An 18,805-nucleotide genomic window follows, 5' to 3' on the forward strand; every position below is an offset into this window, starting at 1 on the left:
GGTTCCCTATTTCACGGCGCCAAAGGTGAGGCCGCGGACGAGTTGTTTCTGGCTGAACCAGCCAAGGATGAGGATCGGCGCGATGGCCATTGTCGATGCTGCGCTGAGTTTGGCGTAGAACAGCCCTTCAGGGCTGGAGTAGCTGGCGATGAAGGCGGTCAGCGGTGCCGCCTGTGCTGCGGTGAGGTTCAGGGTCCAGAACGCCTCGTTCCAGGCCAGGATGAAGTTCAGCAGCAGCGTGGAGGCAATGCCGGGGATCGCCATTGGCGTCAGCACATAGAGGATCTCCTCCTTGAGCGTGGCCCCGTCCATCCGCGCGGCTTCCAGGATTTCGCCGGGAATTTCGCGGAAGTAGGTGTAAAGCATCCAGACAATGATCGGCAGGTTGATCAGCATCAGGATGATGACCAGCGCCACACGGTTGTCGAGCACGCCCAGCCGGATGCACAGCAGGTAGATCGGATAGAGCACCCCCACCGCCGGCAGCATCTTGGTCGAGAGCATCCACAGCAGGATGTCCTTGGTCCGTTTGGAGGGGACAAAAGCCATCGACCAGGCCGCAGGCACCGCGATGATGATGCCCAGAAGGGTCGAACCACCCGCGATGACGATGGAGTTCCACAGGAAGCGCCCGTAGTTCGACCGCTCCATCACGGTGGCATAGTTCTCCGTGGTCCAGTCAAAGAACAGGAACAGGGGTGGATCGTTGATCGCCTGGGCCTCGGTCTTGAAGCTGGTCAGGATCGTCCAGAGGATCGGAAAGAAGATCAGCAGGCCGATGATCCACGCGATGGTGGTGTTGATCGTCTTGCGTTGCGTTGTGACGGAACGTGCCATTCGTCTCTTCCTCCCTCAGGTATCAAGGTTCTTGCCGACGATGCGCATCAGGAAGATGGCAACGATATTGGCAAGGATGATGGCATAGACACCGCCCGCAGAGCCCAGACCGATGTTCTGGCTTTCCAGCACGCGCTGGAAGATCAGGTAGGACAGCGTCCGGGTGCCGAAGGCGCCGCCGGTGGTGACGAAAATCTCGGCAAAGATGGCCAGCAGAAAGATCGTCTGGATCAGCAGCACGATGGTGATGGCGCGGGAAAGATGCGGCAGGGTGATGTAGAAAAACCGTGCCAGGGGTGACGCGCCGTCCATTTCGGCGGCCTCAAGCTGTTCGCTGTCCAGCGACTGGATCGCGGTCAGCAGGATCAGGGTCGCGAAGGGCAGCCATTGCCAGCTGACGATCAGGATGATGGAAGGGGTCGCGGCATTCGACAGCCAGCTGACCGGGTCCGCCCCGAAGAACCGCCACAGATGGGCGAAAAGCCCGTTGGTGGGATCCATGAAGATGTTCTTCCAGACCAGCGCGGAGACGGTGGGCATGACAAAGAAGGGTGCAATCACCAGGATGCGCACAACCCCCTGCCCCCACATCGGCTGATCCAGCAGGATCGCCAGCAGGACGCCAAGAGCGATGGTAATGGCAAGAACGCCGGTGACGATGATCAGCGTGGTCGAAACGGCGGGCCAGAAGGAACTGGAGGTGACAAAGCGGACGTAGTTGTCGAAACCGGTCCAGCCCTGGTCGCCGCCACGCAGCGGCAAATAGGTTCGGAATGAGAACCACAGCGTCATCGTGAGAGGCACCAGCATCCAGCCCAAAAGCAGGATCACGGCGGGGGCCATCATCAGTCTGGCGGCGGATCGGGAAGCCTTGGTCGCCATGGGATACGTCTCCTTATTTGACGGAACGCCGGCTCAGGCGTCCGGTGACAGGACGTTGGTGAAATATCGGCAGTGATCAAAGACCATGGGGCGGGCGGCGCGCCGCCCCATGGGATCAGGTCGGTGGCTTACCGGTAACCGGCAGCTTCCATCGCTTCGTTGGTGATGTCCTGTGCCTTGGCCAGGGCATCCTCGACCGATTGCTGACCGGCATAGGCGGCAGAGAACTCCTGGCTCACTTCGGTCGCGATACCGGCAAACTCGGGGATCGCGGCGAACTGGACACCGACGTAGGGCACCGGATCGACGGTCGGGTTTTCCGGGTCAGCCGACAGGATGCTGTCCAGCGTCATCTGCGCGAAGGGCACCTTCTGGTACTCGGGGTTCTCGTAAAGCGACTTGCGCGCGCCCGGGGGCACATTGGCCCAGCCTTCGTTTCCGGCCACCAGTTCGATGTAGCTCTTGGAGGTTGCCCATTCGATGAATTGCTTGGCTTCGGCTTCCTGCTGGGTGCCCGCAGGGATCGCCAGGGCCCAGGCCCAGAGCCAGTTGGCCCGCTTGCCCAGGCCGTTATCCGGTGCCAGCGCAAAACCGACGCTGTCGGCAACGGTGGAATCATTGGCGTTGGTGACGAATGAGGCCGCAACCGTCGCGTCGATCCACATGCCGCATTTGCCCTGCTGGAACAGCGAGAGGTTTTCGTTGAAACCATTGGTCGCATAGCCGGCGGGGCCGGAGGCATCCATCATGTTCTTGTAGAAGTTCACGGTGTTGGCCCAGGCCTCGGTGTCGAACTGGGCGTTCCAGTCCTCGTCGAACCAGCGCGCGCCAAAGGAGTTGGCCATCGCGGTGATCAAGGCGCCACCTTCGCCCCAGCCGGCCTTGCCGCGCAGGCAGATGCCGTTGATTTCATTGTCGCGATCGGTCATCGCGGCGGCGGCTTCGGCGATGAAGTCCCAGGTCGGGGCTTCGGGCATTTCCAGCCCGGCCTTTTCCATCAGGTCCGTGCGGTACATGATCATGGAGCTTTCGCCGTAGAAAGGTGCCGCAAAAAGCGTGCCGTCATGGGACAGACCGCCTGCCATCGCGGGCAGGATGTCACCGACATCATATTCGGCGGAAAGATCGTCCAGCGGCACCAGCCAGCCCTGCGCGCCCCAGATCGGGGTTTCGTACATGCCGATGGTCATGATGTCGAACTGGCCACCCTTGGTGGTGATATCCGTGGTCACGCGCTGACGCAGGACGTTTTCCTCCAGCGTGACCCATTCCACGGCGATGCCGGTCGCTTCGGTAAATGTATCGGTATAGCCCTGCATCCGGATCATGTCGCCGTTGTTGACGGTTGCGATGGTGATGGATGGGCTGTGGCTGTCTGCATATGCGCTGCTGGCTGCGATCAGCCCAAGCGCGGTTGCAGCACCAAGCGTGCTCTTCAAAGACATCCGTTATCCTCCCTGGTTGGACGTTCTGTTCGGAGCCTAAGGTAGATATGTACGCGGCGTCAACTAAAATTTATCGCGCGTAAACTATTTGCGCATCACGCGGAGTCTCTCAGGATCAGCCTGCCCTCCAGCCGTGTGCTGCTCCAGGGGGTCACCTGGCCGTTGATCGCTGCGAACAAGGCATCGGAAGCTGCTTTGGAAACAGCGTCATAGGCATGGGAAATGGTGGTGAGCGGCGGACATGTATAGCGCGAATGTGGATGGCCATCCTGCCCCGCGACGCGCACGGTGCAATCCGGCCCACGCCCCACGGCAACGCCCTTTTCATAGCAGGCCGTCAGCAGCCCAATGGCCAGCCGGTCATTGCTGCACAGGATCGTATTGGTCGGAAAAAGCCCTTCGGAAAAGGCGGTATGCCCCCCCAGACGCCCGATCTCCTCGAAATCCCAGCCATCGCCTTCGACAGAGATGACATGCGGCTCAAGGCCGAATGCCTGCATCGCGTCGAGATAGCTCTGGCGGCGGCGGTGAGCGTTCGGGTTGGTCGGGCGCTTCATCTCGAAAAAGCACGGCGGTTCGCCCGTGCGGCAGAGGTAATCGGTGATATGGGCCGTGAACTGGATATTGTCCGAACCGACAAAGGCAAGGCCCAGCTCGCCCACGTTGCTGTCAAACAGCAGGGTCGGCACATCCGCGCAGAAGCGTTCCAGCGCCGCATGATCGGAAGCGCGGCCCAGAGGGGCCAGCAGTACTCCGGCGGGCCGGATCGCGCGCAGCGAGTTCAGCACATCCGTCTCATGCGCGGGATCGCCGTGGGAGCTGAACAGCGTGGGGTGATAGCCCGCCTCGATGCAATGCCGTTCCAGCTTGCGGGCGATTTCCGCAAAATAGGGGTCCGTCAGCAGCGGCACCACGATGCCGACATTCTTGGTCAGCTTGCGGTTCTGGTTCATCGCGTAAAGGTTCGGGCGGTAATCGTATTTCTCGATCGCCGCCTCTATCTTCGCGCGGGTCGAGGCCCGGACGCTTTCGGGATCGTGAAAGTATTTTGAAACGGTAGGCCGGGAAATACCGCTGACGGCGGCAAATTCTTCCATGTTCCTGATTGTCTTCGATGACATGTGGCCCTCGCAGTATTTTTACACCCGCAATCATGACTTTCCGCGCGGAAAGTATCAACCTTTCTTTGCGAATAAGCCATGCCAGATGCCGCGGCCTGCCGGTTCAGCACGCCGGGGCAGCAAAAGGGGATACAGAAGGCTTTGCCGTTACTGCAGCAGGATCGGTATCTGTATCGGGCCGCGAAAGCCGAAGCCCTTCCAGATGACAGCATCCGTGTCGGGGATGCTCATCTTCGGGAAACGGTCAAACAGCATCGGCAGCATGATCTGCCCGACCGCCCGGCGTGCCACATGGGTGCCCTGGCAGAAATGCGGCCCGTTGCCAAAGGCCTGATGCGGGGCCTTGTCGCGGTAGACGTTATAGGTTTCGCCATCTTGATAGATATCCTCATCCCGGTTGGCGCTGGCCTGGATGGTCATCACCGTATCCCCCTTGGGGATCATGTAGCCGCGCAATTCGGTATCCTGCGTGACCAGCCGAGATGAAGCCTGGATCGGCGCGACCCAGCGCACGCCTTCTTCGAAGGCCTGTTCCCAGTGATCGTTCCTGCGGACTTCGGCCAGCTGGTCCGGGTGGGTCAAGAGGCCATAGAGGATGGTATTGAGCGCATCGCGCGGCTCGTTGATGCCGCCGCCGATGGCGATCTTGATATTGGCATAGATCTGCTTTTCCTCGATCGGATCATCGGCGTTCAGCATCACGGAAAACGCCGAATTGTCCGGCTCGGCGCGGTGCCGGTCCTGGATGCTGTCCAGCAGCGCATGGATCTGTGTATTGGCACGGTCGGCCCGTTCAAAGGGCGCATCGGCCCAGCCGAAATTGCCCGCCCCCTCGATCAGCGCCTGCGACCATTCCATCATGTCCTCGTCCGAGGCTTCGGGCATCCCCAGCAGGATCGCCAGCCCCCGCGCCGCATAGGCCCCAGACAGGACCGCGAAGATATCGACAATCTCGCCGCGCGGCAGGCGCGACACATATTCCTCGGCGATCTTCACATATTGCGGCATCCAGTCGTTCTTGATCACCTTGGGGGCAAAGGCCGGGGCCATCGCCATCCGCTCGCGCTTGTGATCCTCGCCATCCTTGCGCATCAGCGTATGGGCCCAGAAGGCCCGCTTCATCGGCGTGTTTGGATCGTCCGAGCTGAAGATCTCCGGGTTGTCCTTGACGTATTTGGTGTCTTCCGCCTTGGTCAGCAGGGTGCGTCCGGCGGATTTGACCCGCAGCACCGGTGCCTCGGCGCGCAGGCGCCGGTAGATCGGGTAAGGGTCGCGATCAAGCTCTGCCAGCGTGATGTTTTCGTCCAATGGGGCAAGCGTGGGCATCATGAACCTTTCTCAGGCTGAAATGGCGCGGTGGCCGGGGCCCCCGCGCCGTGAAAATCATGTTATTCGCAAGTGAAGCTTTCCGCCATACCCGCATCGCCCCCGGTGTAGCGGGCGACCTGAGGGGCCGGACAGAGCGGGCGCGAAATGCCGGCCATCGCCTCGGGCAGATCGCGGTTCGACGCCCGTGCCGTTGCGGTCACGGCCTGCGGCGCGGTGCCGTTCTCGACCCATGCGATCAGGTCCGAGAACATGTCAAACCCTTCCACCGCGGGGCCGCCCGAACAATGGGTCATGCCGGGCACCGGGTAGAACCTGGCGAATTCTGCCGCCTTGCCACCGTTGTTCGCATCCAGCTTGGCGTACCAATCTGCCGTATCATTCACGGAAAACACCGGATCAGACACCCCGTGGAACACCATCATCTTGCCCCCTGCATCGCGGAAAGCCGCCAGTTCGGGGTTGTCCGATCCCGGTGGGGTCATCACCTCCATCGCCGATTCAGGAAAGGCATCGCTGGTGGCAAAGATCTCGTCCGCGCGGGCGGTGAGGTCAAAATCCTTCAGGAATTGTTCCAGCGCGGCGGGGTCGCCTGCCACTTCCGTCGGGGGCGTGGTGAAAATCTGCGCGAGTGACGCGGCACCCATAACCGCGATGATCGGTTTCTTGCCCCAAGGCGGGATCGGGCTTTCCAGTTTCCAGAACCGCCAGCCGCCACCGGCGATGCCGGGATCCCAGGGGAAATCGCTGTAGAACGGGGTGCCGCCATCAGGGGTGCCTGCGTGGATGGTGTTCAGCGCCGTGACCTGTTCGGGCGACAGGCAGGCGGAATTCTGCCCCTCCGCGCATTGCAGCGCGGCACTGTCAAAGCTGGCCTGACAGGCGGCAGTGTCCATCACCAGCCCGTCCTCAAGCCCGTCCAGCGTATCGCAGGCTTGCAGAATGCCATCGGCAACCGTTTGCAGATCGGCGGGGCTGAAGGCCGTGGCCAGATCGCCGGTAACCGCTGTCAGCGCCTGCACGTCAACCGCATGTTGCAGCGCCGCCTTGGGCAGGTTGAAGCCGGGCGCGCCGATCAGCAGGCCATCAAAGCTCTGCGGCATCCGTGATGCGGCGACCATGGCGTGCCGCCCGCCGTTGGAGCAGCCAATGCCATAGCTGTGGCCGATTTCATTGTCGTAATAGGCCTCGACGATCTGGCGGGCCAGCGGGTCCAGCAGCGCCACGGCCTTGTAGCCGTACATCTGCCGCGCCTCGAAATCGAAGCCAAAGCGCGCGCCACCGGCAAGGCCCGCGTCCGCCACAGCCTTGCCATCATGGCCTGCGTCGGAGGAGACGACGGCAAAACCGCGCGCCAGAGGTGTCGCTTCACCCGTGCCCGCGCCCATGCCGCCGGTGGCGGGTTTGACCTCGCCGTCGTTGCCGCCGTTGAACTGGTGGACATAATCGCCGTTCCAGACATCCGGCAGGGCCAGCTCGAACCGCAGCGCATAGTCGCGCCCGTCGGTGCCCTTGCGTTCGGCGGTCGTGGCGCGGATGCGGCATTGGGCGGCGGGGTTGTCATCGCCCGCAGGCACTGCCGCCACTTCGGTAAAGCTGACACCGCTCAGGCCCAGCGCCTCGGGCGTCAATCCTTCGCATTGCATCTGTGCCATGGCCAGCGTGGCCGTGCTGCACATCAATGCAGTTGTTCCGATTGTCTTCAACATCACAGGTCTCCTCCCAGAATTGTGTGTGTTATTTTCTCACTTCGGCCTCAGACAGTTTCTCCCAGCAGGCGCAGCGCGTTTTCCTTCAGGATCAGCGGGCGCACCTCGTCCTTGAAGGGTGCCGCCTCGAAATCCGCCAGCCAGCGGTCGGGCGTGATTGCGGGCCAGTCCGAGCCGAAGAGCATCTTCTTTTTCAGGATCGAATTGGCATAGCGGATGAAGGTCTCGGGGAAATATTTGGGCGACCAGCCGGACATGTCGTAATAGACGTTGGGCTTGTGCTGGGCCACGGCCAGACCTTCCTCGGTCCAGGGGAACGACGGATGCGCCAGGATGATCTTCATGTCGGGGAAATCCACCGCCACGTCATCAAGGTGCATCGGGTTGGAGTATTTCAACCGCATCCCCATGCCGCCCCGCATGCCGGAGCCGACACCGGTCTGCCCGGTATGGAACAGGGTGATCACCCCTTCTTCGGCGCAGGCTTCCAGCACGGTGTAGCAGGCCTCCCGGTCATTGGGGAAAAAGCCCTGCATGGTGGGGTGAAACTTGAACCCGCGCACGCCGAATTCACGCACCAGGCGGCGCACCTCGCGCGCACCGGCCTTGCCCTTGTGCGGATCGACAGAGGCAAAGGGGATCAGGATGTCGTCATTCTCGGCGCAGATCTGCGCGACTTCCTCGTTGGAATAGCGGCGAAACCCTGTCTCGCGCTCCGCATCCACCGGAAAGATCACCGCCGCGATGTTGCGTTCGCGGTAATAGCTGGCGGTGTCCTGCACCGTGGGCAACATGCCTTCGGCCCCGGCGGGATTCTTGAAGTAGGCCGCCATGCCCGCTTGAAATTCATTATACCCGTCATCACGGTGGTCGCAGCAGGGTTCCTCTGCATGGGTGTGAAAATCAATCGCCTTCACCTTGCTGAAATCGACCATCCTGTTTGCCTCCCCGAAAACGTTGACGTCAAAAACCGCTATACAAGAAAACTGTTAAGCTGTACAACATAAATCCAGACCGACCAGGAGGGGGAGAATCCGATGGAGAATGGCCAGAGCACCGGCAAAGCCACACGTGTGGAAATTGACGGCGACATTGCCACGATCATTTTCGACCGCCCGGAAAAGCGGAACGCAATGAACGAGGCGCTGGTCGGCGACCTTGATGCATTCTTCTCCAAACCGCCCGAAGGTGTGAATGCCGTCATCCTGACCGGCGCGGGCGGGCATTATTGTTCCGGCCTGGACCTGGCCGAACATGAACAGCGCGCCCCGGTCGCGGGGGTCTACCATTCGCGCAACTGGCATCGCGTGGCCGATCTGATCGAATTCGGACCCCTGCCCGTCATTTCCGCCATGACTGGCGCGGTGATCGGCGGCGGGCTTGAGATTGCCACCTCGACACATGTGCGCATCGCGGAGCCTGATGTGCGGTTCCAGCTGCCCGAGGGGCGGCGCGGTATCTTTGTCGGTGGCGGGGCCACGGTCCGCGTGAGCCGCATCATCGGCGCGGACCGGATGCGTGAAATGATGCTGACGGGCCGCAACTATGGCGCCGAGGAAGGCCTGGCGATGGGGCTTGCGCATTACAGCGTCGGCGCGGGTGAAGCCCTGCCCCTGGCGCGCAAGCTTGCACGGAAAATAGCAGACAACGCGCCGTTTTCGAATTACCTCATGATACAGGCGATCTCTCGGATCAGCGACATGTCGCGCCACGACGGCCTGTTTACCGAAAGCCTTGCGGCGGCCATGTCGCAAACCTCGGACGGAGCGAAAGAGGGCCTGCGCGCCTTTCTTGAGAAGCGCGAGCCGAAGTTCAGATAACCCATGCCGGGCGAGGAGGCCCGGCGCGGCGGAACAGACAACAACAGGGAGGAAGACCATGAAAAGAAGAGAGTTTCTGAAAACGACCGCTGTCGGCACGGCCATGTTGGCCGCCATGCCCGGCGCTGCATTGGCCCAGGAAGTCACCCTGCGCCTGCACCAGTTCCTGCCCCCCGTGGCAACGGTGCCCGCAAAGATCCTCAAGCCCTGGGGCGAGCGTCTGGCAGAGGCCTCCGATGGCCGACTGAACGTGCAGCATTTCGATGCGATGTCCCTTGGCGGGCGTCCGCCCGAGCTGATGGATCAGGCCCGCGACGGTGTCGTCGATCTGTCGATGACGGTGGTCGGCTATACGCCGGGCCGCTTCCCGCGCACCGAAGTCTTTGAGCTGCCCTTCATGATGACCAGCCCGGTCGCCACATCGCTGGCTTTCTGGCAGATGGTCGAAGAGGATTTCCAGTCCAACGAATATGCCGATTTCAAGGTGCTGGGGGCCTGGGTTCACGGCCCCGGCGTGATCCATTCCACCGATCCCATCGAAAAGCTGGAGGACATGAAGGGCAAGACCGTGCGCGGCCCCACCCGCGTGATCAACGACATGCTGTCCGAACTGGGGGCCACCCCTGTCGGCATGCCCCTGCCCGCAATCCCCGAGGCGCTTTCGAAAGGTGTCATCAACTCCACCGTGATCCCCTGGGAGGTCACCCCGGCGGTGCGCCTGTCCGAACTGGTGTCGAACCACACCGAATTCACCGGGGCGGAATCGCTTTATACCGCGACCATCGTGCTGGTGATGAACAAGGCGAAATATGACGCCTTGCCGGATGACCTCAAGGCCATCCTGGACGCTGAATCGGGTGCAAAACTGTCCGAATTCGCCTCGCAGGTGATGTGGGACAATGACGCGCCGGGACGTGAACTGGCGGTCAAGAACGGCAACAACATCATCCAGCTGGATGAGACAGAAGTCGCCCGCTGGAAAGAGGCCGCGCAGCCGGTGATCGACCGCTGGGTTGCCGAGATGGACGGCAAGGGCCTGGACGGCCAGGGGCTGATCGACCGGGCCAAGGCCCTGATCGCCGAAAATGCAACCTGAAGTCTTGATCTGACATCACAGAGGGCCTGCGGGCCCTCTGCCTCAAACGGGGAAGTGACGGATGTACGCGGCAAGTTACAGATTGGCTGATTTCATCGCGCGGGGCCTGGCGTTTGCGGGTGGTGGCATCCTGATCCTGATCACATTGATCACCTGCATGTCGATCATCGGGCGTGCCTTTGTGCCGCTGGACATCGGCATCGGCCCGATCCGGGGCATTTACGACATCACGGAAATCGGCATGGCGACGGCGATCTTTGCCTTTCTGCCCTGGGCCCAGATGCGTGAAACACATGCACGGGTGGACCTGTTCCAGAGCTTCATGCCGCGCAGCTTCGACCGGGCGCTGGACCTGCTGTTCAACATCGGCATGGCCCTTGTCGCCGCGATCGGCACCTGGCGGCTCTACCTCGGCATGATGGACAAATTGTCTTACGGCGAAACCACCCTGATCGCACAGATCCCGGTCTGGCAGGGTTTTGCGGCCTCGCTGGTCGGGGCCATCGGCTTCGTGATCGTTGCCCTCTTTTGCGTCTGGCGCTCGGCCCGCAGGCTGGCCGGTATGGAACAACAGGAATAGAAATGTCGAACTTTGAACTCGCGCTCTGGTCGTTTCCGGTCCTGCTGATCCTGGTCTTTCTGCGCGCGCCCATTGCGCTGGCGATGATCGCGGTCGGGGTCGGCGGAACCTACCTGGTCGTCGGCACGCCGATGATGACCCTGAACCAGTTGAAGACGCTGACCTATGGCACGTTTTCCAACTATTCCTTCTCGATCATTCCGCTGTTCCTGCTGATGGGCCAGTTTGCGACGCTGTCGGGCATGTCGGCCTCTCTTTTCAAGGCCGCAGAGAGTTTTCTGGGCCACCGTCGCGGCGGTGTGGCGATGTCTGCCGTGGGGGCCTGCGCCGGGTTCGGCGCGATCTGCGGCTCTTCGCTGGCGACCGCCGCCACCATGGGTCAGGTCGCCCTGCCCGAGCTGCGCCGCTATGGCTATCCCGATTCACTGTCCACCGGTGCGCTGGCGGCGGGCGGGACGCTGGGCATCCTGATCCCGCCTTCGGTGATCCTGGTGATCTATGCGATCCTGGCCGAACAGAACATCGAAAAGCTGTTCGTGGCCGCCCTGATCCCCGGCATCCTGGCCGCCATCGGCTATATGATCGCCATTTCGATCTGGGTGCGCCTGTCACCGAATTCCGCCGCCGTGCGCGACCGGGTGCCATGGTGCGAACGCATGATCGCCCTGGGCAAGGTCTGGCCGGTGATCACCATCTTCGTCACCGTGGTCGGCGGGATCTATGCGGGCATTTTCACCCCCACCGAAGCCGCCGCTGTCGGGGCCGCGGGGACCGGGCTGGTGGCACTGGTATCGGGCGAGATGTCATGGGACCGCCTGCGCGAAGCGGTGCTGTCCACCGCCGGATCGACCGCGATGATCTTTCTGATCATCCTGGGGGCCGGCATTTACAACAACTTCCTGTCGCTGACACAGCTGCCGCAATCGGCCTCTGTCTGGGTCGGGGAACAGGGGTTTTCGCCCTGGTTCGTGCTGACCCTCGTGCTGCTGATGTACCTCGTCTTCGGCTGCGTGATGGATTCGCTGTCAATGGTGCTGCTGACGGTCCCGATCATCTTTCCGATCATGATGGTGCTGGACTTTGGCATGTCGACCGCGGACTTTGGCCTCTGGTTCGGCATCCTGGTGCTGATCGTGGTCGAGGTGGGGCTGATCACGCCGCCCGTGGGGATGAACCTGTTCATCATCAACTCGATGGCAAAAGACACCCCGATTTCAGAGACCTACAAGGGTGCCCTGCCCTTTGTGCTGACCGATATCATACGTGTTGTCATCCTTGCCTCGTTCCCGGCAATCACGCTCTGGCTGGTCTGGTTCATCGACAGTTTCAAATAACGCAGGCATGCGCGGCTATGGCCCGCGCCTGCGGCGGCTGCTACCACGGGGGGCAACACGACTTCACGCAGGTCCGGCCATGTCCCGTAAACTGATCTTTCCGCTCTACTATGCCGCGATCCTGTTTCAGGCCGGTGCCTACGGGCTGACCTTCATGCTGCCCCGGCTTTTCGACAGCTTCGGCGCCAACGAAAAGGTCGTGGGCACGATGCTGCTGCTGACGACGGCCGCGACCGTGATCACGGTCTATTTCTCCGGGCACCTCTCGGACCTTCTGGGCCGCCTGCGCACGCTGGGCATGGCCTGTATCGCCATCTCCGCCTCCCTGTTCCTTTATGGCACCGTGCCGGGCGTTGGCCCGGGACTGGCGGCGGCAAGCCTGCTTCTGGGGTTCGGTTGGGGGCTGACCTATTCGCTGGGGCCCATCGTCATGTCCCGGCTGGTGCGCGCGGATGAGCGGGTGCGCTACTTCACCCTGCTCTCGGTCTTTGTGATGGCCGGGTTCGGCTTTGCCCCGGTGATCGCCTCTGCGATGGAGGATGCGGGCTTTGCCATCCGCGACGCCTTTGTGCTGAACGGCGCGCTATGCCTTGTCAGCGCTGCGTTGTTCCTTGCCCTGGACCGCCCGATCAAGGCGCAGGCGGTCAACGCCCGGCCCGAGGCACCTTCGCGGATCACGCTGGCGGCGGTCGCCGGCGTGCTCAGATCACCCGCCCGGCTGCCGGTCTTCATGGTTTTTCTCGGGGCCAGCATCTTTGCCGGGCTGAACAACTTTCAGACCGTCTTTGCCGATGCGCGGGGGCTGGATTACGCTTATTTCTTCATGAGTTACACGCTGACCACGGTGACCTTCCGGCTGGTCATGGCGCGGTTCACCGGGGGCGCGAACCCCTATATGACCATCGCGCTGCTGCAATGCCTGATGTGCGCGGGGCTTGCCCTTTTCGTGGTCAGCGGCGACAGCCTGCCGCTTTACGTGCTGGTCGCGGTGCTCTTCGGGCTGGGTTACGGCGTGTCCTATCCCGTGCTGGTGGCGATGGCCGCCGACGACGCAGATGACGATCTGGGCGCGCAGACCCTGCAATTGTTCGCGCTGACCTATTTCATCGGCATCTTCGGTTTTCCGCTGGTCGCAGGCTGGATGATCGTTGAGGTAGGCACGACGCCCCTGCTGATCCTGATCACCCTGCTGGCCGTGGTTGAGGCCGCACTTGCCCTGCGCCGGGGTCTGGCGCGGCGCGGGGCGAGCGCTGCCGAGGCCTGAACGTCAGACCGTGATCACATCCGGGTCCGGATCATCGGCATAGAGGCGTTCAATCAGCTCTTCATTGTTCGAGCGCATCGCGCGCTGGTTCAAAGACCCCTTTTCGGTCACCTCACCCCGATCAAAGCTGGGGGCATCCTGCAGGACAACCGCCCGGCGCACCCGCGCGGCAGAGCCGGTGGCGGATTTGGCAGCCTGGGCCAGTTTCTCGCCCAGGGCTGTGCGCAATGCGGCCTCGGCCATTGCGGCCCCCTTGTCCGACAAAAGCAGCAGGGCGCCCAGTTCGCTGCGGTTTTCGCCCACGATCACCACATCCCGGACCAAACCGCCCATTGCATCGACCAGAGTTGCACGCACCGCGCCCACCGCGACCCAGGTGCCGGTGGTCAATTTGAAATTCTCGGCAATGCGCCCGTCAAAGAAGAACCCTTTGGCGTAATCATCCGGGTCGGCAGGCCGCAGCGCATCGCCAAAGCAATAGAAGCCTTCCTCGTCAAAGGCTTCTGCCGTCTTGGCGGGATCACCATAATAGCCCGGCGTGATTGTCGGCCCCTTGAGCCGCGCCTCCAGCTTGCCGCCGTTGGGCACCAGTTTCAGGGTCAGCCCAAGTGCCGGCACGCCGATGTTGCCGGATTTCTCCTGCACATCGGTACAGGCCAGCGCAAAGGGGGCGGTTTCGGTGGCGCCCAGCCCGGTGGCCAGCAGCACCTCGCGCCCCGTCGCCTTGCGCCCGGCGGCGCGCAGGCGGTCCCAGGTCAGCTGCGCCATCCCGGCACCTGCGTAGAACATCATGCCCAGGTCGCGAAAGAAGTTCTCGGCCAGGGCCGCGTCTTTTTCCAGTTCGGCAACCAGCATGTCGTAGCCCACGGGGACATTGAAATACCAGCTGCAGGCAACATCGCGCAGGTTGCGCAGGGTCTCGTCGAACTTGCCCGGCACCGGGCGGCCATCGTCGATGTAATAGGTGCCGCCATTGGTGGTCACCATGTAGAACACCTTGTTGCCTGCCGCAGTGTGGTTCCACGGCGCCCAGTCCAGCACCACCGGCGGCTTGCGCGTCACGAAACGGTAGCAGTCGCGGATCATCGCCTGGCTGGCGCAGATCATGCGGTTGGTGTTGATCACCGCCTTGGGCGAGCCGGTGGAACCCGAGGTGAACAGGTATTTCACCACCGTCTCATCACTCAGCGCGGCCCGCGCGGCCTCTGCCCCGGAAGGAACACCGGCCAGCAGCTCCTCAAAGCTGACCGCCCCCTGCCCGGCGTTGCGCAGGGCAATGACCTGCCGGCCTTCCTCGGCGATGGCGCTGAACGCGGGCGCAAAGGCGTCGCCGTCATCGGCATAAAGCGCGCCTGGATTCAATGTCGCGGCGATGTCGCGCAGTTTCGCATGGTCTTTGGACACCAGCGCATAGGCGGGGGAAACCGGGGCGTAGGGAATGCCGACATAGGCGCAGGCCATGCCCAGCAAAGCATGCTCCAGACTGTTTTCCGACAGGATCAGCAGCGGCCTGTCCGGCCCCAGCCCCATCGCCAGCAAGGATGCCCCGATGGCGCGGATCTGCTTGCGCGCCGTGCCGTATGAGATGCGCCGCCAGTCGCCGCCCTGGTGGCGGCGGGCAATCCATGTGCTGTCCGGCGTGGCATCTGCCCATTTGTCAAAGTAATCCGCCAGCGTCGCCTCGAAGTCACCCAGCGCGCCGCGCTGGCGCATCAGGATCGTGCCGTCGGGCCGAGTCTCATAGTCGAACGCCGGCCGCCAGAAGTCCGACGCTTTCAATCCGGTCTCGGTTTTCATCTCAGGTTCCTGTCTTTACCGGGGGGCCATGCGGATGCCGCCATCAAGGCGGATCACCTCGCCGTTCAGCATCTTGTTCACGGTGATGTGGTTGACCATCTCGGCGTATTCCTCCGGATCGCCCAGGCGCGAGGGGAACGGCACCTGCGCGCCGAGCGCGGTCTGCACCTCCTGGGGCAGTTCATCCAGAAGCGGTGTCAGGAACAGCCCCGGTGCCACGGTACAGACGCGAATGCCCTTGTCGGCCAGATCGCGGGCCATCGGCAGGGTCATGCCCACGATGCCGCCTTTCGACGCGGAATAGGCCACCTGGCCGATTTGCCCGTCAAAAGCCGCGACGGAAGCGGTGTTGACGATCACGCCGCGCGCACCGTCGTCATCCACCGGGTCTGCGGCGACCATGCGCGCCGCCGCCTGCGAGGCGCAGTTGAAGCTGCCCATCAGGTTCACCATGATGGTTTTCTGAAACAAACCGGGATCATGTGCCGCCCCGCGCGAGACGGTCTTGGCGGCGCCGCCGATGCCCGCGCAATTCACCAGGACGCGCGGCACGCCAAAGGCCGCCTCTGCCGCCGCGATCCCCTCTGCCACGGAAGCGGGGTCAGAAACATCCACGCGGCTGAATGCACCGCCGATGTGGGCGGCATGGGCCTCTCCCTGATCTGCATTCAGATCGAACAGCATCACCTTCAGCCCGGCCTCAGCGAGGCGGGCGGCGGTCGCCGCACCCAAACCCGAAGCGCCACCGGTGACGATCGCGGCATGGCCGCTCCAGTCCTGCAAGGTCATTCCGTTTCTCCTTTCGATCTGATCTTGCGCAGCAGGCGGATCAGGGTCTGCTGCTCTGCCGCTGTGAGATCGGCCAGCAACGCCTTTTCATGGGCCCGCACGGTGGCAACCGCCTCCGCATAGGCGCGGCACCCCTTCTCTGTCGGCACCAGCGCCTGAACCCGGCGGTCCCCCGGCACGGTTGCGCGCGAGAGATATCCCAGCCCTTCCAGCTCATCGACGATGGCCACGAGGCCGGACCGTTCAATCCCCAGCTTGCGGGCCAGTTTGCTCTGCGAGATGTGGGGAAACTGAACCGCCAGCGACAGCGCCGAGAACACCCGCGGGGCCAGTGCGTCCTGCCCCAGGGCATTACGGAAATCAGCCTGGACGATCACATAGGCGCGCTTGAGGTTGTAGCCGACAAACTGTTCAAGGTCGGATATGACGTCATCATCATCCTGGTCCATCTCCCGGACCTTTGCCCCTGCAGCCATACTGCGCACCTCCCCTGTTTGCCTGGGGGAAGTTTACAGGATATTGTTTAGCAGGTAAACAGTTTAATGAGATAAGGATCTAGCCGATGAACCTGCCCGAACCCAGACTGGAGCACGCCTGCGACCTGAGTGTGGCGCTGGACCCGATCCGCGAGATGGGACCGGGCCGGGCGGGGCAGCGACGGATCATCCCCATTGTCGGCGGCACGGTCAGCGGCCCGTTGCTGCGTGGCAAGCTGCTGAACCTCGGCGCGGATTGGCAGACCGTCTTTGCGGACGGTCTGGCCGAACTCGACACCCGTTACGCGATGGAAACCCACGACGGCGCCACCATCGAGATCGTGAACTACGGATTGCGCCATGGCCCGCCGGAAGTGCTGGCAGCGATCATGCGGGGCGAAGAGGTACCCGCCGACAGCTATTACATGCGCACCCATGCGCGGCTGGAAACCGGCGATGCACGTTATGACTGGGTGAACCGGACGCTGTTCATGGGCGTGGGCGCGCGGCATCTGCAACAGGTCCATGTCCGCCTTTACGCCATCAGATAGGACAGCCCCGCCGCAAACGGGCTGACCCAGGGCGCGCCTGTCTTGACCGGCAGGAGGTGCTGCTTCATCAACGGGTTGACGCATTGTCATGAACCCGAAGCAACCCAAAGTAGCCCTCACATGTCGAAACGCCCGAATGTCCTGTGGATCATGGCCGACCAGCTGCGCTTTGACTATCTGAGCTGCTATGGCCACCCCCATCTGCATACGCCGAACATCGACGCGCTGGCGGCGCGCGGGGTGCGTTTCACCTCGGCACGGGTGCAATCGCCGGTGTGCGGCCCCAGCAGGATGAGCGCCTATACCGGGCGCTATGTGCGCAGCCATGGTTCCACTTGGAACGGGATGCCGCTGCGGGTCGGGGAACCCACGCTGGGGGATCACCTGCGGGCCGCGGGGGCGCATGCGGCGCTGGTGGGCAAGACCCATATGATCGCCGACCGCGATGGCATGGCCTGGCTGGGCATTGATCCTGCCAGCGAAATCGGCGTGCGCCAGTCGCAATGCGGTTTCGATCCCTTTGAGCGCGATGACGGGTTGCACCCCGACAGCCCGCGCCAGCAGTGGTCAGCCTATGACGATTATCTGGTGCGCCACGGCTTTGACAGCGCCAACCCCTGGGGCGACTTTGCCAATTCAGGGCTGGACGCGGACGGCGCGCGGCTGTCCGGCTGGCTGCTGAAGAATTCCCGGCTGCCTGCGAACGTCCCCGAGGAACACTCCGAAACCGCATATATGACCGACCGCGCCATCGCCTTCATGCAGGACGCGATGACGCGCGATGAACCCTGGCTGTGCCACCTGAGCTATATCAAGCCGCATTGGCCCTATATGGTGCCTGCCCCCTATCACGACATGTATGATGCCACCCATGTCGTCGATCCGATCCGCCACGCATCCGAACGCGATACCGATCATCCGCTGATGGCCGCCTATCTGCAGGCGCGGGTCTGCCAGAGCTTTTCCCGCGACCATGTCCGCGAACATGTGATCCCCGCCTATATGGGGCTGATCAAGCAGCTCGACGACAACCTTGGCCGTCTGTTCACCTGGATGGACACGGCCGGGCTGAGTGAAAACACCATCGTCGCCTTCACCTCAGACCACGGCGATTACATGGGCGACCATTGGATGGGCGACAAGGATTTCTATCACGAGATGGCGGTCAAGGTGCCGCTGATCATCGCCGATCCGCGCCCCGAAGCCGAAGCGACGCGCGGCAGTGTCAGCGATGAACTGGTGGAGATGATCGACCTCGCGCCGACCTTCATGCGGGCCCTTGGCTGCCCCGGGATGCCCCATGTGATCGAAGGCCGCGACCTGACACCGCTGCTGCAGGGCACCGAAGGTTTCGCGCGTCGCTATACGATCAGCGAACATGACTACAGCTGGTCGGAGATGGCCAAGGCGCTGAACATGCCGCAAGAGGACGCCCGCACGGTGATGATCTTTGACGGGCGCTGGAAATACGTGCGCTGCGAAGGGTTCGACCCGGTGATGTTCGACCTTGAGACCGACCCCGACGAGGTGACGGACATCGGGCGGTCGCAGACCGAAGAACATGTCGCCGTCCGGGCGCGGATGGAAAAGGCGCTTCTGGCCTGGGCCACGCGCCACCACAGCAGGATCACCGCAACCAAAGCGGTGCTTTCAAAGCAGGGCATGGCGGCGGAGCAAGGTATCCTGATCGGCTTCTGGGATGAGGTCGAGTACGAGGCAGCCACGGGCAAACCCTTTGCCGCGCTGACCCCGGCGGGGCCGCCCCGCAGCTGAAGGCG

The 18,805-nt window shown here is 62.7% G+C and carries 17 protein-coding genes; 7 read left to right on the top strand and 10 right to left on the bottom strand.

The genetic code is table 11. The features are described 5' to 3' along the window. Positions 1 to 6 precede the first annotated feature (6 nt). The 7 genes from O4H53_RS15135 to O4H53_RS15165 all read right to left on the bottom strand — a co-directional run bounded on the left by O4H53_RS15135 (position 7) and on the right by O4H53_RS15165 (position 8,255). Complete coding sequence (locus O4H53_RS15135) at positions 7 to 837, bottom strand: carbohydrate ABC transporter permease (RefSeq protein ID WP_269365051.1); 831 nt, start codon at positions 835 to 837, stop codon at positions 7 to 9. Positions 838 to 852: 15 nt separating this feature from the next. Then, positions 853 to 1,719, bottom strand: coding sequence for a carbohydrate ABC transporter permease (locus tag O4H53_RS15140; protein ID WP_114273084.1), 867 nt, complete (start codon positions 1,717 to 1,719; stop codon positions 853 to 855). Positions 1,720 to 1,847: 128 nt separating this feature from the next. Continuing rightward, entirely contained in the window at positions 1,848 to 3,164 is a 1,317-nt protein-coding gene (locus O4H53_RS15145; protein ID WP_269365053.1) for an ABC transporter substrate-binding protein, read from the bottom strand. A 95-nt stretch (positions 3,165 to 3,259) separates the two neighbouring features. Beyond that, positions 3,260 to 4,285, bottom strand: a complete 1,026-nt coding sequence (locus O4H53_RS15150; protein WP_269365055.1) for a LacI family DNA-binding transcriptional regulator — start codon at positions 4,283 to 4,285, stop codon at positions 3,260 to 3,262. Positions 4,286 to 4,432: 147 nt separating this feature from the next. Next, positions 4,433 to 5,611: a cytochrome P450 gene (locus tag O4H53_RS15155; RefSeq protein WP_269365057.1), complete on the bottom strand. Its 1,179-nt coding sequence runs from the start codon at positions 5,609 to 5,611 to the stop codon at positions 4,433 to 4,435. 62 nt (positions 5,612 to 5,673) lie between these two features. Beyond that, positions 5,674 to 7,320 carry a tannase/feruloyl esterase family alpha/beta hydrolase gene (locus tag O4H53_RS15160; protein ID WP_269365059.1) on the bottom strand — a complete coding sequence of 549 codons (1,647 nt, stop codon included), beginning with the start codon at positions 7,318 to 7,320 and terminating at the stop codon, positions 5,674 to 5,676. Between the two features lie 47 nt (positions 7,321 to 7,367). Beyond that, positions 7,368 to 8,255: an amidohydrolase family protein gene (locus O4H53_RS15165; protein ID WP_269365061.1), complete on the bottom strand. Its 888-nt coding sequence runs from the start codon at positions 8,253 to 8,255 to the stop codon at positions 7,368 to 7,370. A 102-nt stretch (positions 8,256 to 8,357) separates the two neighbouring features. On the opposite strand from O4H53_RS15165, the gene O4H53_RS15170 reads away from it, so the two are divergent. From O4H53_RS15170 to O4H53_RS15190, 5 genes are all read left to right on the top strand, one after another. Continuing rightward, positions 8,358 to 9,140, top strand: a complete 783-nt coding sequence (locus O4H53_RS15170) for a crotonase/enoyl-CoA hydratase family protein (RefSeq protein ID WP_269365063.1) — start codon at positions 8,358 to 8,360, stop codon at positions 9,138 to 9,140. A gap of 58 nt (positions 9,141 to 9,198) precedes the next feature. Then, entirely contained in the window at positions 9,199 to 10,236 is a 1,038-nt protein-coding gene (locus O4H53_RS15175) for a TRAP transporter substrate-binding protein (RefSeq protein WP_269365064.1), read from the top strand. A 61-nt stretch (positions 10,237 to 10,297) separates the two neighbouring features. Then, positions 10,298 to 10,816: a TRAP transporter small permease gene (locus O4H53_RS15180; RefSeq protein ID WP_269365066.1), complete on the top strand. Its 519-nt coding sequence runs from the start codon at positions 10,298 to 10,300 to the stop codon at positions 10,814 to 10,816. A 2-nt stretch (positions 10,817 to 10,818) separates the two neighbouring features. Then, positions 10,819 to 12,150, top strand: coding sequence for a TRAP transporter large permease (locus O4H53_RS15185; protein WP_269365067.1), 1,332 nt, complete (start codon positions 10,819 to 10,821; stop codon positions 12,148 to 12,150). A 79-nt stretch (positions 12,151 to 12,229) separates the two neighbouring features. After that, positions 12,230 to 13,414 (top strand): MFS transporter, encoded by a 1,185-nt coding sequence (locus O4H53_RS15190; RefSeq protein WP_269365069.1) that lies wholly within the window; start codon positions 12,230 to 12,232, stop codon positions 13,412 to 13,414. Between the two features lie 3 nt (positions 13,415 to 13,417). Here the strand turns inward: O4H53_RS15190 and O4H53_RS15195 are convergent, their stop codons facing one another. The 3 genes from O4H53_RS15195 to O4H53_RS15205 are packed head-to-tail and all read right to left on the bottom strand — an operon-like array spanning position 13,418 to position 16,449. Further along, positions 13,418 to 15,211 (bottom strand): feruloyl-CoA synthase, encoded by a 1,794-nt coding sequence (locus tag O4H53_RS15195; protein ID WP_269365071.1) that lies wholly within the window; start codon positions 15,209 to 15,211, stop codon positions 13,418 to 13,420. Positions 15,212 to 15,226: 15 nt separating this feature from the next. Continuing rightward, positions 15,227 to 16,000 (bottom strand): SDR family NAD(P)-dependent oxidoreductase, encoded by a 774-nt coding sequence (locus tag O4H53_RS15200; RefSeq protein WP_269365073.1) that lies wholly within the window; start codon positions 15,998 to 16,000, stop codon positions 15,227 to 15,229. After that, positions 15,997 to 16,449: a MarR family winged helix-turn-helix transcriptional regulator gene (locus tag O4H53_RS15205; RefSeq protein WP_269365076.1), complete on the bottom strand. Its 453-nt coding sequence runs from the start codon at positions 16,447 to 16,449 to the stop codon at positions 15,997 to 15,999. The genes O4H53_RS15200 and O4H53_RS15205 overlap by 4 nt, the downstream gene beginning before the upstream one ends. 113 nt (positions 16,450 to 16,562) lie before the next feature. On the opposite strand from O4H53_RS15205, the gene O4H53_RS15210 reads away from it, so the two are divergent. Beyond that, positions 16,563 to 17,027, top strand: coding sequence for a DUF3237 domain-containing protein (locus tag O4H53_RS15210; protein ID WP_269365078.1), 465 nt, complete (start codon positions 16,563 to 16,565; stop codon positions 17,025 to 17,027). Between the two features lie 120 nt (positions 17,028 to 17,147). Then, positions 17,148 to 18,800, top strand: coding sequence for a sulfatase-like hydrolase/transferase (locus O4H53_RS15215; protein ID WP_269365080.1), 1,653 nt, complete (start codon positions 17,148 to 17,150; stop codon positions 18,798 to 18,800). Positions 18,801 to 18,805: the final 5 nt, after the last annotated feature.

Origin of the sequence: Sulfitobacter sp. G21635-S1 (genome assembly GCF_027213915.1) — a bacterium.
Lineage (GTDB): Bacteria > Pseudomonadota > Alphaproteobacteria > Rhodobacterales > Rhodobacteraceae > Sulfitobacter.